Source organism: Ekhidna sp. (genome assembly GCF_964218185.1).
Lineage (GTDB): Bacteria > Bacteroidota > Bacteroidia > Cytophagales > Cyclobacteriaceae > Ekhidna.
In genome coordinates, this window is record NZ_CAXPLV010000002.1 from 246,687 (window position 1) to 262,068 (window position 15,382).

The window sequence follows — 15,382 nt, forward strand, 5'->3', positions numbered from 1 at the left end:
TTTATACAATCAATTACTTGGTAATGACATATCCGAGCCGATTTTATCCTTGTACTCCCTATGAGCCTTACGTACGAACGAACGAATACGATTAAGCTCTGCATCTATTTTCTTGTAATTAAATGGATACCAAAGTGATGGTTTACATATCACTTCATCACCAAATTGATCATGGTGATAGAGCTTGAATTTATACAAGCCATCCAGACTCATGATTTCAATATCCTTTACATCGTGAAAAGGAATTTGTATCTCATAATCCCCCTCTTTTACATAAAGATTCTCTTTGTCGTACGCTATCTCTCTAATTCGATTCATTGACTTTCTAGCTTCAGGAAACCAATAAAAAATCAAGAAAATTGGATATGCAACCCCCATTAAAACTCCAATGAATCCTCCTTTAGAGCCAAAAGCAATGACATAGAAAGTCACGAATAATGTCATCAATACAATTATCATAATCTTATATGCCTTGACATATCTTGATGAAAGTGACTTGGATCGTTCCATTAAGTCATCTCTTCTACTACTTCTTTCTCTACCTCCTTAATTAGGTCTTTTTCCACTCGCAACTTATCAATGATGAACTGCTGCCGATCCGGGGTGTTTTTACCCATATAGAATGTCAGCAAATCAATAATGCTAGTGTCTTTCTGCAGAATAACCGGGTCCAGACGGATATCATCGCCAATGAATGCAGCAAATTCATTCGGTGAAATCTCGCCTAATCCCTTAAATCGCGTAATTTCTGGCTTGTTACCGAGCTTGGCTATCGCATTTCTGCGTTCCTCTTCAGAATAGCAATAAATAGTCTCCTTCTTATTCCTAACTCTGAAAAGTGGTGTATCAAGGATGAAAATATGATTGTTTCGCACCAGTTCAGGGAAAAACTGAAGAAAGTAGGTAAGCAATAGTAAGCGAATATGCATACCATCTACATCGGCATCTGTTGCTATAACGATCTTCCTGTAGCGCAATCCCTCTAACCCATCTTCGATATTTAGCGCATGCTGTAGCAGGTTAAATTCTTCATTCTCATATACTACCTTCTTGGTATGACCAAAGCAATTGAATGGCTTACCTCGAAGTGAAAAAACAGCTTGAGTTTGGACATTTCTCGACTTAGTGATCGAACCACTGGCCGAGTCTCCTTCAGTAATGAAGATCATCGTTTCGTCTTTGATTTCATCATCACCCTTCTTGTCATTAAAGTGGATGCGACAGTCCCGAAGTTTTTTATTGTGAAGGTTTGCCTTCTTCGCTCGCTCATTAGCCAGTTTTTTGATGCCGGCAATTTCCTTTCGTTCACGCTCCGATTGCTGAATTCGCTTCAGAAGTGCATCAGCTGTATCCGAATTTCGGTGAAGGAAATTATCCAATTCTGTTTTCACAAAATCATTGACGAATGTCCGCATTGTAGGCCCATCAGGTCCCACGTTTTGAGATCCCAGTTTGGTCTTGGTCTGACTTTCAAACACAGGCTCCTGTACACGAACAGCAATTGCACCAATGACCGCTGATCGCACATCTGAGGCGTCAAAGTTTTTACCGTAAAATTCACGAACGGTTTTAACTACTGCTTCTCTGAAAGCAGCCAGGTGTGTTCCGCCCTGGGTAGTATACTGACCATTGACAAATGAGTAGTATTCTTCACCATATTGATTGGCATGCGTGAGCGCAACCTCAATATCATCTCCTTTAAGATGAATGATTGGGTAACGTAAATTCTCAATATCCGCTTTGTTGGTGAGCAAATCTTTCAACCCATTTTCAGAGTGATATTTCTTCCCATTCAAAACGATCGTCAACCCGGCATTTAGGTAGGCATAGTTCCACATCAGGTTATCCAGATACTCCGGAATGAAGTGGTAATTTTTGAACACAGAATCGTCTGGTTCAAATATGATTTGAGTTCCGTTTCTTCCATCAGCCTTCTCAACTTTTGCATCGTTGATCACCTCTCCTCTTTCAAACTCTGCAACCTTGGTTTCACCATCCCGAAAGCTTTGCACTTTGAAGTAATTGGATAAGGCATTTACTGCTTTAGTACCAACCCCATTCAGACCAACTGATTTCTGGAATGCACCGGAATCGTACTTACCTCCAGTATTGATTTTACTCACACAGTCGACCACTTTTCCTAGCGGAATTCCACGACCATAATCTCTTACCGTCACTCGATGATCGGTCACCTTCACCTCAATGGTTCTACCATGCCCCATCATGTGTTCATCTATACTGTTATCGATGATCTCCTTTACCAAAACATAGATGCCATCATCAGGCGAACTACCGTCACCTAACTTCCCAATGTACATACCAGGTCTGAGCCGGATATGCTCCTTCCAGTCCAGAGATTTGATACTATCCTCGGTATAAATCGCTTCAGCCATGCAATAAAATCGTTATAAATGATTTAATAATCTCTAATCCAAAGTAATGATAAAAATCCAATACTTACACGTAACAACCTAACGTGATAAAGTAGTTTTACTTCAAATAAGTCAATTTAAGAATCTGAAATAGAGTGAGTTCTATTTCTTTTTGAGAAACAAAAAAATCAATCCAATAACCCAAATTGCTATAAAAACTGGTCCCAGGTAATTCAGGTATGCATAGCTGGATGGGTCTATATGAGCAGGGTTGTTCCACACTCCGATAAAGCCAACAAGCAAGGTAATATTGAAATTGATTACAAAAATGATAGCACTAAGCCAGGCTTGTGGTTCATTAGGTAAATGCTTAGCTCCTAATGATCTGATGAGCCTTAAAATAATGTTTACTACCACGAACCCTCCAACGATATAATAGAAGAAAGTCTGCTTATGAATGTCCTTCAATCCCTCAACATTTACATCTACCATTATTGGTAAGTAGGCGTACACCAGCAAAAGGATAACCATAAAGAAAATGATGGATAAAGTATTGAGGACTTTGACGGCTTTAATCATGAGCACAAATCTAACCAGCCGTCTCACAAATTGTTAGACCCAATCATTAAATTTGGAAGATGGATTTCAACCCAGTTATTCTCTCTATCCCACTCTACTTCTTCCTTATCGGAATTGAGCTTGTCTATCAGCTTATCAAGAAAGTAAGAGTCTATCGTACAAACGACGCAATTTCTAACATCAGTTGTGGCATCTCCTCTCAAGTAATGAATGCAGTTTGGGGTGTACTCTCGATTGCGATGTATCAGTTGGTGTATGAATATGGAGCAGTCTTTCAAATACCCGATACATGGTGGTCATGGCTGATCCTTTTCATTCTAGTTGACTTCTGCTATTACTGGTTTCACAGAGCAAGCCACGAAATAAATTTCCTATGGAACACCGCTCACGTGGTTCATCATCAAAGTGAAGATTACAATTTGTCTGTTGCGCTGAGACAATCCTCGTTTGGTGGGGTCTTCTCTATGCTATTTTACCTTCCATTGGCTTTGATGGGGTTTAGCGCCTATGCTTTTTTAACAGTCAAAGGATTGAACCTTATCTATCAATTTTGGATTCATACAGAAGCTATCGAAAAGCTACCTAAGTGGTTTGAATACCTATTCAATACTCCTTCTCATCATCGAGTACATCATGGTAGAAACCCAAAATACATCGATCGAAATCATGCCGGAACATTGATGATATGGGATCGAATGTTTGGCACGTTCCAAGCCGAAGAAGAAAAACCTACCTATGGAGTAACGAAACCAACCAACACCTGGAATCCTGTATGGGCTAACGTGTTGCCTATTGTTGATATGACGAATCAACTGCGAGCTACTCCGGGATTTTGGAATAAACTGAAAGTGCTATTCTACAAACCCGGCTGGCAACCCGTGGAGCTTGGAGGATACCAAATGGCTCCTGAGGTGGATAAGGAAACTTATAACAAGTTCGATGTACATCCTCACATGCCGATGATTCGGTACGTTTTTGTACAGTTCATCCTAGTTCTCGTGTTTACATCCTATTTCTTATTCAACACTACATCATATAATCTGCCCACTAAATTGGTATTGGCAGGATTCATCATGTGGTCTATCGGGCAGCTCGGGATACTAATGGAAAACCGGAAGAGCTGGATTCCATCTGAATACATTAGACTCCTGGCTTCTGCGATTCTCATCGTTTTCTTAACTGGTGGTATGACCTCCTACCTTGGAGCAGGAGGTTTTGTTATTCTTTTTGGGTTTTGGCTTTTCAAAGCATCAAAAAAAGTCTAAAAATATTTTTCTGAATATTCATGCTCAAGATGCATATGGACAGACCAAAAGCCCTTAGGCTCCTTTTTGTTCATACGATCAACCAGAATATCCAAATGCGTATGCCACCCCCCAAGGGTACCCACAATTGCATCTTTTGTTTGCTTTAAATTCTCATGAGTTAGAACCATTTTCACTTGTTCTCCTTGTTCCTCTAATTTGAAAGTGACCAATCCCTCCCATTCTAACACCAATAAATAAGGTGGCTCACACTCCCGAACAATAGCCACTGATTCAAACCCATCCCCAAAGTCTTTGTACTTTTCTGGAGTTGGCTCTGCAGGACTACCGAGTTGAGAATTGTGAAATATCAACTTCATTTCTCCACCAGATTTTAGACTTGTTTTACCTCCGGCAAACCACAAAGCTCTTTTCTTTTCATCGGTCAGATACTCCCATACCTTTTGAATTGGGCCGGGCAACATCCGCTCAAATTGCAACGTGTTATCGTTAATCAACTTTCCGTATTTATCCATAATCGTATTATTTAGTATCATTTTCTTTTAGTAAAGCTTCCAATTTGTCTAAACTGTTATTCCAGAATCTACGATACTGATGCACCCAAAGCGCAATTTCTCCCAGCTTGTCCAGGTTCGCATGGCAATAGCGCTCTCTTCCTTGCTTCACCGTAGATATCATCCCACATTCTTTCAGAATCCTCACATGTTTTGATACAGCCGGTCTGCTCATATCAAAGCTATCGGCCAGTTCATTCACGTTTCGTGGTTGTTCGGAGAGGATATCTAGTATCTCTCTTCTAGTCGGATCAGCTATTGCTTGAAATACATCTCTTCGCATAATATGAAACCTTTTGGTTACAAGTATACTAAAAAGAAACCAAATGGTTACATTTTAATAAATAATATTTAAGATCATCTTTGCACCCATGTCGCACATCAATGACACGATTACAGCGCTGGCAACTCCTCCCGGACAAGGAGCATTAGGAATCATCCGTGTATCAGGTTCTGAAACGATCTCCATTGTAAACGAACTTTTCCGTGGAAAAGACCTGACCAAAGTCGACTCTCACACCATCCATCTGGGCACCATACGCGACGATGAGAATACGATCATTGATGAAGTGTTGGTATCAATTTTTAAAGGACCTCACTCCTACACCAAAGAGGATGTGATAGAGATATCCAGTCATGGATCGCAATACATCCTACAGAAGATATTGAGCCTCCTGGTAAGCAAGGGTGCTCGATTGGCCAAACCAGGAGAATTTACTCAAAAGGCCTTTCTCAATGGCCGATTTGACCTGGCACAGGCTGAAGCGGTAGCCGATTTAATTGCTTCAGAAAATGCTTCGATGCAGCAAACGGCCATGAAGCAAATGCGTGGTGGATTCAGTGATGAGATCAAGAAACTCAGAGAAGAACTGATCCATTTCGCCTCTATGATCGAGCTTGAGTTGGACTTTGCGGAAGAAGATGTAGAATTTGCTGACCGACAGGGATTATTAGATCTCATCAGTAAGATTCAGAAGCTGATCCAGTCGCTGATTTCAAGCTTTGAATATGGAAACGCCATTAAAAACGGTATCCCAACAGTTATTGCCGGAAAACCTAACGCCGGAAAGTCTACTCTCTTGAATGCCTTGCTAAATGAAGAGAAAGCCATCGTCTCGGATGTAGCGGGTACTACACGTGACTTCATTGAAGACTCCATCTACCTGGATGGAATTGCATTTCGGTTTATAGATACAGCGGGCATCCGGGAGACTGAAGACAAAGTGGAAAGTATTGGAGTACAGCGCACATTGGAAAAGATGCAGCAGGCCAGTCTGGTTATTTATATGATTGATCTGGCAAATGATTCCGTTCATGATGTGCAGGAACAGATCAAAGGTTTGAAACAATCGGAAGTGCCTTACCTGGTGGTTGGTAATAAAGAAGATGAAGCAAATCAGGAGTTGATAGAGGTTCTTTCCGGAGAAAATCCCGTATTGATTTCTGCGAAGGGAAAGACACATTTAGACGATCTCAAATCTAGACTGAAAGATTTTGTAGCCGAAACCAAAAGCTCAAGCGACGTAATAGTGACCAATGCCCGTCACTTACAGAGCCTCCAGCAAACGGACGAAGCGCTCAATCGTGTAATAGAAGGGATCAACATGCAGATGAGCAACGATCTGGTGGCCCAGGATATCCGCTCCGCCCTTTTCCATCTTGGTGAGATCACCGGTGAGGTGACCACAGATGATCTACTGGAGAACATCTTTAGTAAGTTTTGTATCGGGAAGTGAATTTCCTGCCCATACCAATTACGTAGTAATCATTTAAAATGAAGTTATTTATAACTCATTTTAAAAGCTGTCTTTAAGGTAAATGGATCAATTGTTTGTTCTTTGAATATTGACTTTAGTAAATTGAATAAGGATCAAAATTGGCTTACACTATTTTTTGAGTAGCATCTATGAATGAATGATGAAAGTCTCGCCACACTTTAGACACTCCTTTTTTCCGGTTCAGCCAACCATCAAGCCTGGAGTAAATGCCATTTATAAAGAACTAAAGCCTTGTGCAGCATTAGTCGATTACATTTATTGTTATTGGCAACTGAAGTCATCGGGCCCTCTTTTGGATTCCTTTAACTACCGAGTAGTGGCTGACGGATGCATTGACATTTTCTTTGAGAGGAATAATTTGGAAGATGCCCTTGTGATGGGTTTTTCAAGCGGACATACAGAATTTTCCCTGTCAAATGAATTCGACTACATCGGTATCAGGTTTTTACCTGTAGCATTCTCTCAGTTGTTCAATATCGATGTATCTGAATTGACGAATACTGTGGAGCTGCTAAAGGAAGTGGTTCCAAAAGTGTCGTCAAAAATGGTCGGATCAGTTTCCAGTCATGAAGACTTCAGTCAACTCGTAAGAGAAATTGATGATTTTTTCCTGAAACAGCTGGAATCTGTGAGGGCATTTGATCCCAGAATCATCAGAGCAATTACGGAAATCACCCAATCCAATGGGAATCAACAGATTGAGAATCTGGACATAGGCCTGAGCTCTCGACAACTTAGAAGGTTATTCAATTTTTACGTGGGAGAATCCCCAAAAACATTTAGTCAGGTCGTTCGCTTTCAGAAAATCCTCAATGCAAAACCTTCAGTCGAAAGTCTTAAAAACAATAAACTCTTTTATGATATTGGCTATTACGATCAAGCGCACTTCATAAAGGATTTCAAATATATGTACGGACTGACACCAAACATTGCCTTTAAGTAGTTTGTCCGTTTTTTACAATAACAGGTTGCTTCTTTATCAGAGCTTTGAATTACCAAAATAAATGAAAAATGAAAATGGCAATTCCCATTATAGCTCTGTCGCTCACGTTCGGCATGGGCTATTCACAAAATGTTAAACCTGAAATCAAAAAGAAAATGGAAATGAAAATGAATACCGGAATTATTACGGAGAAGCTTACTGAAACTAAGAAATTTTATAGTGAAATTCTTGGTTTTGGTGTGACCTTTGAAAACGAGTTTTATCTGCTCATGCACACACCAAATAAGCAAGCGGAGATCAGTTTTCTGCTTCCGAATCATCCTACGCAGCAGCCCTTGTTCAAGCCGGCGTTTGCAGGCAAAGGAGTATACATAACCATTGAGGTGGATGATGTAGATGCACTTTATCAGGAAATGATATCGAAGGATGTTCACATTGAGATTCCCATTCGAGACGAGCCCTGGGGTGATCGGCATTTTGCAATCAAAGATCCCAATGGCATAGGTATCGACCTTGTGAAGTACCAACAGCCTGAGTAAAGCATGAAACTCAGCACAGAGGTATATACACCCCTGATAAAGGAGAGCAAGGAGTTTTATTGTCGTAATTTCAATTTCAAAGTAAAGTTTGAGATAGATGGATTTGTGGTGTTACAACATAAAATTGATACGGCATGCAAACTCCTGTTTTGTGTACCTGATTCTCCCTTTGTAAATGAGATATTCCGACCAAAATATTCTGGTGAAGGAATCATATTTCAAATTGAAGTAGATGAGGTAACGAAAGTGTATGATGATTTTAAGAACAGAGGTGTGCCAATCGCGTTAGATTTGGTAGATGAGCCTGTGAATGGCAAACATTTTACTGTTTCAGACCCCAATGGAATTCTCATAGATATCGTTCAGTACTGATTTAGCATGATAGAACTATGGTAGTAAACAAATGATCCAAACATAAGAAGTCTCTACCCTTTGATAACGCAATATCAAACCTATGTTAATCGGTACTTTCAGTTTCTCGCTCCTCCCTAGGTAGCATCTCCTCCCTCATCGCAGTATTGTAAACAAATCCGGCAACAATGGTAGCGATCTGCTTCAGATCATCGATCACCAGACGCTCATAGGTGTCCATGTTGGTATGGTGTGTGCGAGACCAATACTCTACGGGATCCTGAATGAATTGAAATCCGGGAATACCGATAGCATCGAAACCTAGGTGATCGGTACCACCAGTGTTTCGTAAAGTAATTGTGGTGTTTTCCATGATATCCTCATATGGCTTAAACCATTCTTCGAATATCGGTCCAACTTTCTCATTACCTTGAAGGTAAATTCCACGAATTCTTCCCGTTCCATTGTCGATATTATAGTATGCTGATACTTTGCTATGCTCAGGCTTTAAAGCCATCGTCTCAGAGTCTCCAAAATGATTCTTGACATAGTTTCTTGAGCCAAATATTCCTTGCTCTTCACCTCCCCATAGAGCTATTCGAACGGTTCGCTTTGGCTGTAAGCCAGTCGTCTGAAGAATTCGTACCGCCTCCATCATCACAATACACCCAGCACCATTATCTGTAGCGCCTGTTCCACCGTGCCATGAGTCTAAATGACCACCTAGCATGACGATCTCATCCTTTAAATCAGGATCTGAACCGGGAATTTCTGCTACAACATTATATCCTTGAAGATCTTCAGTATTAAAAGTGGTCTTCACCTCTGCCTCAACTTCAACTTCTACCCCGTTTGCCGTCAGCCGCGCCATTAAGTTGACATGCTCAGGAGCCATCTCCAGCTCACTTGCACCCTCAGGTGTATCCATTCGGTATCCACGAGGACTGCTGGTGAAAAGCGTTCCATGCTTACCATTTACTCCTTTAATAATAAGTGCAACTCCTTCTTCCGTTAGGAAAGTGTTTAATGTATTGCTGAATTCTCTTCGCTTCCTGAAGGCAGCTATTTCATCTTCCGTCCATTGTCTCCTCTCTGTCCGAGGTTCTGCCATTTCATTAAGATCTTCTTCAGTGTATCTTAGTGCATCCGCTTTGAACGTCGGCGACTGATCTCCTCGTGGTTTGAATGCTACGATCGCGCCTTTCAGCTTACCTCTATACTTTTCAAAATCTTCTTCATTGTTGATCTCTACAAAGACGACTTTTCCTGATACAGGCCCATCTGTACTTTCCGTCCACGCTTTTGGAATAGCAATAAAGGGCATATAGTAGGGTTTGGTCATGGCTACATAGCTCTTATTTACTTCCCATCCCCTGCCAAACTCACCCCATTCTTCTTTCTGAGCATTTTCTAATCCCCACTCAGTGAGTTGATTGATCGCATACTGTGCGGCTCTTTCATATCCTGCTGAGTTAGACAAACGAGGACCAGCTTTATCGATAAGCTCAAATGCAATCTGTTCTACTTGAGAGTTTTCAAGACCTTCTTTTTTTATTTTTCCGATCGCATCTACATCGATCTTTTCCTGAGCATATGTTATAAAAGCAAAACAAAGAGCCGGAATGAATAGGAAACGTTTCATAGGTATAGGTTTAGAGTAAAATGATTTTAATCAAATATATCTATTCATAAAATAGAGAAAATAGAGTTTTTGATGAGTGGTACGTAATGAAAGGAATTCTGTTAGAAGTGTTTCCAGTTAATTACCGTGCTCGAATGCCTTCTAAGAAGAGACATAATTTATTTTTGCAGCCCAAACTTCAACAAATGAGACTAGGACAACTCGCGCGTAAATACGACATTCCAGTCCAAGATATCCTTGGTTATCTGGAAGAAGAAACTGGTGAAAAATTTCATGCCAACGCTAAACTTTTTGATGCCATTGAGGAGAAGTTGTTTCAGCATTTTGACCTGTACCCTGATAATCCGGTTGTGGTAGAAGAAGAAACTGAGGGTGAAAAAGTTAGTGATGAGATTATAGCAGATTATGAAGTCAGCTTAGATAAATCAACTAAAAATGAACCTGAATCAGCTGCAGATGATATCGCTTCAGTTGATGGAGAATTGGAGTTGAAGCCTATGGAGGAGAGTGGCGGTCAAGAAGATAAAACCACAAAACCAGAGCAAAGCAAACCATCACACGGGGATGATGAGGTTATCCAAACGGATCGGCTTCTTGAGTTGCTTGAGTCTGAAGATATGCCTGCTGATTTAGATAAGATCAAATTGATTAAAGCTCCCAAAAAAGAACTCTCCGGGCTGAAAGTACTAGGTAAGGTAGATCTTCCTGAACCTAAGAAAAAGAGTAAGCCCGCAGCAGAGGCTAAAGAAAGTGACCATTCACGAAATCGTAAGAACAAACGCCAACAACTTTCAGAAGAAGAACGAGAGAAAAGAAGGCTCAAGGCCAAGCGAAAGAAAGAAGCTTTTGAAGCTAGGCAGAAAAAAAGACGTAAGGAGCAGGATGCTCAACGGTTAAAAGAACTGAGAGAGGCTCACTACAAGCAAAACCTCCAGAAATCAGAGATCAAAAAGCAGAATCAAAAGAAAAAAATAACTTCTCCTCCTGCTCAGGAAAAGAAGAAAGACACTCTGCCGGCACCAAAGACCTGGTTAGGTAAATGGTGGAGATGGATGAACACCTAGCCATCTGGCATTTCCTAATGTTCATCCTAGAAAATGAGTGCTAAATCTAAAATCTCAAATCAAGAATAGGTAGAATTGTAAGAAGCGTGACTTTTTATTAATTTAAAAAACACCTTACAATGAAATCATTGAGCCTAAGAGTTTTAAGTATATCTTTTCTGTTGGTTATAGTCACTCTGGCTAAAGCTCAAAATGAATTTGATAGTTTAGCTCAAATTGTCCGATCTTCTCGAGACACTGTTGTTCAGGTCGATGCTCTCAATGAGATGGCATACTTAATGCGTGTGACAAACCCAGACACGACTGTTCGAATAGCTAAGCTGGCCGAGCAACTGGCAAAGACTTACAACTACCCTCTCGGAGAAGCCGATGCTCAAATGAGGCGCGCTATTGGCCTTACACAACTTGGCAATTACTATGATGCTCTTCAACTGTATCTAAGTGCCAACTCTATTTATGAATCACTTAAAAATCAAGCAAGAATAGCTTCCAGCCTCAACAACATTGGAAGGTTGTATGGACTTATTGAGGATTATGATAGAGCGCTGGATAATTATAAGGAAGCCGCAAAACTATTTGCAGAACTTAAACACATCAGAAATGAAAGTGCTGCGCTTAACAACATAGGATATTTGTATAAACTGCGAGGTGAATATGACACTTCGATAAGCTTTCTAAACAGATCAAGAAACTGCTCACAATTAATCCATCGGCCCGAATCTGAAGTCTATCCCATTTACAATATTGGTAGCGTGTACATGCTCCAGAACATGCCGGATTCAGCCTTTCGGTATTTAAATAAGTCACGAGATATGGCCATACAACAACAAAATCAATACATTCTGAGCTTATCATTGATCGATCTGGGTCTAATGTATTCGAAGTTGGGACAAATCAAGGAAGCAGAAACTTCATTTAGTCAAGCTTATGATGTGGCTTCTTCTGCCGGGATGCGTTCCGAAAAAAGCACGGCTGCTTTACATCTTTCGGAGGTTTTGGAAAAACAGCGTAAGTATAGGGATGCACTCCAATTTCACAAGGTTTATAAAACAATCACCGATTCATTATTCAACAGAGACCTGGCACGTCGAATGGCATTTCAGGAAGCTGAATATGAATACAACCAAAAACAAATTCAAGATGAAGTAGCGCGAAAGAAAGAAGAAATAGAGCAGGCCAAAATATTATCAAATGCACTTTGGATTCGAAATACGCTCATCGCTGGTATCGTTGCAATGATCCTTATCTGCTACCTCTTTTACATCAATTTTAAACGCAAGCGCTATGCAAATGAAGCTTTGAAGAAGTTGAATCAACAGATTGAATCTCAAGCTGAAGAATTGCGTCGTGCTAATCATGAAATAACAGTCATGAATACCAACCTGGAGACTATAGTAAACCAGCGCACCAGAGAGCTAAAACGCAGAAACAAACAACTAAAAGAGTATCTATCGTCCAACTCTCACATTGTCCGCGCTCCCCTGGCTCGAATACTAGGTCTTGTAGATCTGTATGATCCTAAAGATTCGGAAAACCTAGACTTCATAACTAAGAGCCTGCATACTTCTGCTACAGAGTTAGACAATGCACTGCGCCAGATCAATGAGAAGTTAAGTGATGAAAATGTAGAGAAGAAAGAAGTATCATCCTAAAGTTTAGAACGCTTCTTGATTTTTCCAATCCATCGTTCCAACTCTTCTCCCATCCCATAAGCAAGTGAAAGGTAGAGCAGCGTAACCATAGAAAAAGCAATCCATATCACATCATCCACGCTAGTTCCAAACACCACCCTGGTTATCATTGCTCCAAGCATCACAACTGCCAGTGTAAAAGCAGCATACTTATTAGCTTTTGGCAATAAGATTCCTATTCCTCCCAGAAACTCCAGCACTCCAATAAAATACATAAAATAGAGTCCATAGCCCCATCGCTCAATAAAAGCTGTAGACCAAAATCCATCCGCATCAAACTTCTCCCACCCGTGGGTGATATAGGTATTGGCAAAGTAGGCAGACATAAGAAACAGTAGTACCTTCTTGAGATTTGTCATTTTTCCTTTTAAAGGTATCTAACTCACTATTAATAAATCGGATATGCTGGTGAATTGTCTATATACATAAAAGTATGAGTAAGCGACCCGCTTGATATAATATTGCCTTTTGGAAAATAACCAGCGAAGTTTGAATAAGAAAATACTAGGTCTCATCAGCTGGCTACTGTTAGCCTGCGCATTTCCATCTTGGGGGCAAACAGAGTCTGTGACTGTAAAGCGAAATCAGGTATTGATTATTGCCGACTCCCTTTACATCCCCAAGAAAGACACCATACTTTTCATAGACAAAGGCACTGAATATCAAATCTACGACAACAAATATATTCTCTCCGAAGGCTTTTATGATTCCATCTATTCCGTCGCGAAAAAAAGTAAGGTCACTAAGGAGCTATTTAATTTGCTCATCACAAACAAGCCGCCTGAAGATCCCTTTAAAAATAAAGAACCGGTTAAGAGTGAAGACTTCTTCATTGGATATCAGGGGAAGACTATCAGCTCAATCAATTATGCGTCCGTTGACCTATTTGGCGGCTCAGTAAGCGATACCACACTCAAGGCAACATCCAACATAGGGAGGATCACCAATGAGCTTCATAAAAACACCTCCAAAGAGGTCGTCTTCAAGCATCTGCTTTTCAATGTAGGTGACCAGGTAGATCCATTCAGGTTAGCCGATACTGAACGTATTATTCGATCGCTACCCTATATTGAGGATGCTCGGATTATGCTATCCATTGATCCTGATGATCTTTCCGCTGTTCAGGCAACAATCGTTGTAAAAGATCGATTTCCATGGACTGTTGATCTTTCCATTGATGAAAATGATGCATTCCGATTTGGATTTACAAATCAGAATATATTGGGTACAGGCAATGAATTTGGTGTTGGCTATTTGTATCATAGTGAAGAAATCCCAGCCCATGGATATGATGCACACTATACGGTAAGAAACATTGAAAACACATTCATTGATGGTACGGTATTCCTTTCAGATAATTATAGAGGGAAAAGCAAGGGAATCACCTTTCGCAGAGACTTCCTCTCACCCAACATCAAGTACTTTGGTGAGGCAACCTTTGAGCATGTTGAGCCTATTGCAGATTTGGTATTTGCAGATTCACTATATGAACAAGATTTCAGGATAGATCGTAAAAGCTATGACGTCTGGGCAGGTCGATCTTTTTTGCTTGGTGATAGAAAGTCGATAAATATGGCACTCCGGTTACAGCATGATAATTTTGATGCACGACCAGCTGTCCAGGCTGATAGTAACACCATCTATCATAATCATCATTTTTTAGTTGGTGGCTTGTCTTATAGTAAGATAAACTTCCTTAAAACCAGGAACATCTTGTCTTTCAATATTACGGAGGACGTACCGGTAGGCTTTATTTATGGTATTCTGATCGGGAAAGACTTGACAGAATTTGGAGAACGAAACTACCGAGGCTTTCAAACTAGCTATTCTGTGTACAGAAAACCATATGGATATTTTCTTGTCAACCTGGAGTCAGGGTATTTTACCATGGACAATAAAAGATCAAACCAAGTCTTTCAAATCGATGGTAGGCACTTTACACCCTTATTCGATCTCGGGGCGGCATATTCAAGGGTATTTACCAGGTTCCACTATTTCAACGGAGACCAGCTCTCCATCCCCCTATCTCAAAGTTTAGCTGGGGAAAATAGAATCAGAAGCATCGATGGATATCAAATTAGCGGAAATAGACTAATCACATTGACTTCAGAATATGTAGTGTTTCAGCCGTGGTACTTTTATGGATTTAGGTTTGCAACATATGCTGATTTGGGCATTGGCAATGTAAGTGAATCCAGAACAATCAATCCTTATAATAAAACCTATTTTACGGCAGGATGTGGTGTGAGAATTAGAAACGAGAGTCTAGTCTTCAACACATTCGAATTTAGAGTTTCGGCGTTTCCAAACGCGCCAATAGACGGCCAGAAATTCTATTTCAAAGTAAGCCTTTCTGCACCACAGTTTTTCCAAAGTCCAAATGTCAGGAAACCGACCATTGTAGGATTAGACTAAAGCAAAAATGTAAAACCAAAATAAATTATCAGTTTTGGTAAAAAAGCGTAATATTTTTTTGAAACTTTTTTTACCATCAGGAGTTTATTCGAATAATCATATCCTCTTCATAAGAATATTTTCTTTTGTTAAGGATTAAGTTACTAAAAACGCCGGATGGTCTAGGATCATCCGGTTTTTTTGTTAGGA

At 40.3% G+C, this 15,382-nt stretch carries 15 protein-coding genes; 8 read left to right on the forward strand and 7 right to left on the reverse strand.

The window, feature by feature from the left end; genetic code table 11:
- Positions 1-9: 9 nt before the first annotated feature.
- The 3 genes from ACEQZT_RS02975 to ACEQZT_RS02985 all read right to left on the reverse strand — a co-directional run bounded on the left by ACEQZT_RS02975 (position 10) and on the right by ACEQZT_RS02985 (position 2,951).
- Complete coding sequence (locus ACEQZT_RS02975) at positions 10-510, reverse strand: hypothetical protein (RefSeq protein WP_370087080.1); 501 nt, start codon at positions 508-510, stop codon at positions 10-12.
- Positions 510-2,393: a DNA topoisomerase IV subunit B gene (locus ACEQZT_RS02980; protein ID WP_370087082.1), complete on the reverse strand. Its 1,884-nt coding sequence runs from the start codon at positions 2,391-2,393 to the stop codon at positions 510-512. Before ACEQZT_RS02980 ends, ACEQZT_RS02975 begins: the two co-directional genes overlap by 1 nt.
- A 141-nt stretch (positions 2,394-2,534) precedes the next feature.
- Positions 2,535-2,951 (reverse strand): hypothetical protein, encoded by a 417-nt coding sequence (locus ACEQZT_RS02985; protein WP_370087084.1) that lies wholly within the window; start codon positions 2,949-2,951, stop codon positions 2,535-2,537.
- 59 nt (positions 2,952-3,010) lie between these two features.
- Here ACEQZT_RS02985 and ACEQZT_RS02990 point away from each other — a divergent pair, with 59 nt between their 5' ends.
- The gene (locus ACEQZT_RS02990; RefSeq protein WP_370087085.1) at positions 3,011-4,216 is read left to right on the forward strand and encodes a sterol desaturase family protein; all 1,206 of its coding nucleotides are present in this window, start codon (positions 3,011-3,013) and stop codon (positions 4,214-4,216) included.
- On the opposite strand, the gene ACEQZT_RS02995 is transcribed toward ACEQZT_RS02990, so the two are convergent.
- Together ACEQZT_RS02995 and ACEQZT_RS03000 are read right to left on the reverse strand one after the other, a co-directional pair.
- Positions 4,213-4,731: an SRPBCC family protein gene (locus tag ACEQZT_RS02995; protein WP_370087087.1), complete on the reverse strand. Its 519-nt coding sequence runs from the start codon at positions 4,729-4,731 to the stop codon at positions 4,213-4,215. The two genes, ACEQZT_RS02990 and ACEQZT_RS02995, sit on opposite strands and share 4 nt — an antisense overlap.
- Positions 4,732-4,738: 7 nt before the next feature.
- Entirely contained in the window at positions 4,739-5,053 is a 315-nt protein-coding gene (locus tag ACEQZT_RS03000; RefSeq protein ID WP_370087089.1) for an ArsR/SmtB family transcription factor, read from the reverse strand.
- An 88-nt stretch (positions 5,054-5,141) separates the two neighbouring features.
- Here ACEQZT_RS03000 and mnmE point away from each other — a divergent pair, with 88 nt between their 5' ends.
- From mnmE to ACEQZT_RS03020, 4 genes are all read left to right on the forward strand, one after another.
- Positions 5,142-6,506: a tRNA uridine-5-carboxymethylaminomethyl(34) synthesis GTPase MnmE gene (mnmE, locus tag ACEQZT_RS03005; protein ID WP_370087091.1), complete on the forward strand. Its 1,365-nt coding sequence runs from the start codon at positions 5,142-5,144 to the stop codon at positions 6,504-6,506.
- Between the two features lie 178 nt (positions 6,507-6,684).
- Positions 6,685-7,491 carry a DUF6597 domain-containing transcriptional factor gene (locus ACEQZT_RS03010; protein WP_370087093.1) on the forward strand — a complete coding sequence of 269 codons (807 nt, stop codon included), beginning with the start codon at positions 6,685-6,687 and terminating at the stop codon, positions 7,489-7,491.
- A 68-nt stretch (positions 7,492-7,559) separates the two neighbouring features.
- Entirely contained in the window at positions 7,560-8,030 is a 471-nt protein-coding gene (locus ACEQZT_RS03015; protein ID WP_370087095.1) for a VOC family protein, read from the forward strand.
- A gap of 3 nt (positions 8,031-8,033) precedes the next feature.
- Positions 8,034-8,402: a VOC family protein gene (locus ACEQZT_RS03020; RefSeq protein WP_370087097.1), complete on the forward strand. Its 369-nt coding sequence runs from the start codon at positions 8,034-8,036 to the stop codon at positions 8,400-8,402.
- Between the two features lie 85 nt (positions 8,403-8,487).
- Here ACEQZT_RS03020 and ACEQZT_RS03025 read toward each other — a convergent pair whose 3' ends face one another.
- Positions 8,488-10,023 (reverse strand): M20/M25/M40 family metallo-hydrolase, encoded by a 1,536-nt coding sequence (locus ACEQZT_RS03025; protein ID WP_370087098.1) that lies wholly within the window; start codon positions 10,021-10,023, stop codon positions 8,488-8,490.
- A 185-nt stretch (positions 10,024-10,208) separates the two neighbouring features.
- On the opposite strand from ACEQZT_RS03025, the gene ACEQZT_RS03030 reads away from it, so the two are divergent.
- Both ACEQZT_RS03030 and ACEQZT_RS03035 read left to right on the forward strand, forming a co-directional pair.
- Entirely contained in the window at positions 10,209-11,087 is an 879-nt protein-coding gene (locus ACEQZT_RS03030; RefSeq protein WP_370087100.1) for a hypothetical protein, read from the forward strand.
- Positions 11,088-11,206: 119 nt separating this feature from the next.
- On the forward strand, positions 11,207-12,739 hold the full coding sequence (locus tag ACEQZT_RS03035) for a tetratricopeptide repeat protein (RefSeq protein WP_370087102.1): 1,533 nt from the start codon (positions 11,207-11,209) through the stop codon (positions 12,737-12,739).
- Here ACEQZT_RS03035 and ACEQZT_RS03040 read toward each other — a convergent pair.
- Positions 12,736-13,137: a DoxX family protein gene (locus ACEQZT_RS03040; protein ID WP_370087104.1), complete on the reverse strand. Its 402-nt coding sequence runs from the start codon at positions 13,135-13,137 to the stop codon at positions 12,736-12,738. The two genes, ACEQZT_RS03035 and ACEQZT_RS03040, sit on opposite strands and share 4 nt — an antisense overlap.
- Before the next feature lie 130 nt (positions 13,138-13,267).
- Between ACEQZT_RS03040 and ACEQZT_RS03045 the strand changes: the two genes are divergently transcribed.
- Complete coding sequence (locus tag ACEQZT_RS03045) at positions 13,268-15,193, forward strand: hypothetical protein (protein WP_370087105.1); 1,926 nt, start codon at positions 13,268-13,270, stop codon at positions 15,191-15,193.
- Positions 15,194-15,382 lie beyond the last annotated feature (189 nt).

Excerpts from the sequence above, each read along its gene's own strand:
- ACEQZT_RS02975 (WP_370087080.1), bottom strand. The coding sequence starts at position 510 with ATGGAACGATCCAAGTCACTTTCATCAAGATATGTCAAGGCATATAAG.
- mnmE (WP_370087091.1), top strand. The coding sequence starts at position 5,142 with ATGTCGCACATCAATGACACGATTACAGCGCTGGCAACTCCTCCCGGA.
- ACEQZT_RS03010 (WP_370087093.1), top strand. The coding sequence starts at position 6,685 with ATGATGAAAGTCTCGCCACACTTTAGACACTCCTTTTTTCCGGTTCAG.
- ACEQZT_RS03000 (WP_370087089.1), bottom strand. The coding sequence starts at position 5,053 with ATGCGAAGAGATGTATTTCAAGCAATAGCTGATCCGACTAGAAGAGAG.
- ACEQZT_RS03040 (WP_370087104.1), bottom strand. The coding sequence starts at position 13,137 with ATGACAAATCTCAAGAAGGTACTACTGTTTCTTATGTCTGCCTACTTT.
- ACEQZT_RS03035 (WP_370087102.1), top strand. The coding sequence starts at position 11,207 with ATGAAATCATTGAGCCTAAGAGTTTTAAGTATATCTTTTCTGTTGGTT.
- ACEQZT_RS02985 (WP_370087084.1), bottom strand. The coding sequence starts at position 2,951 with ATGATTAAAGCCGTCAAAGTCCTCAATACTTTATCCATCATTTTCTTT.
- ACEQZT_RS03030 (WP_370087100.1), top strand. The coding sequence starts at position 10,209 with ATGAGACTAGGACAACTCGCGCGTAAATACGACATTCCAGTCCAAGAT.
- ACEQZT_RS02995 (WP_370087087.1), bottom strand. The coding sequence starts at position 4,731 with ATGGATAAATACGGAAAGTTGATTAACGATAACACGTTGCAATTTGAG.
- ACEQZT_RS02990 (WP_370087085.1), top strand. The coding sequence starts at position 3,011 with ATGGATTTCAACCCAGTTATTCTCTCTATCCCACTCTACTTCTTCCTT.
- ACEQZT_RS03025 (WP_370087098.1), bottom strand. The coding sequence starts at position 10,023 with ATGAAACGTTTCCTATTCATTCCGGCTCTTTGTTTTGCTTTTATAACA.
- ACEQZT_RS03020 (WP_370087097.1), top strand. The coding sequence starts at position 8,034 with ATGAAACTCAGCACAGAGGTATATACACCCCTGATAAAGGAGAGCAAG.
- ACEQZT_RS02980 (WP_370087082.1), bottom strand. The coding sequence starts at position 2,393 with ATGGCTGAAGCGATTTATACCGAGGATAGTATCAAATCTCTGGACTGG.
- ACEQZT_RS03015 (WP_370087095.1), top strand. The coding sequence starts at position 7,560 with ATGAAAATGGCAATTCCCATTATAGCTCTGTCGCTCACGTTCGGCATG.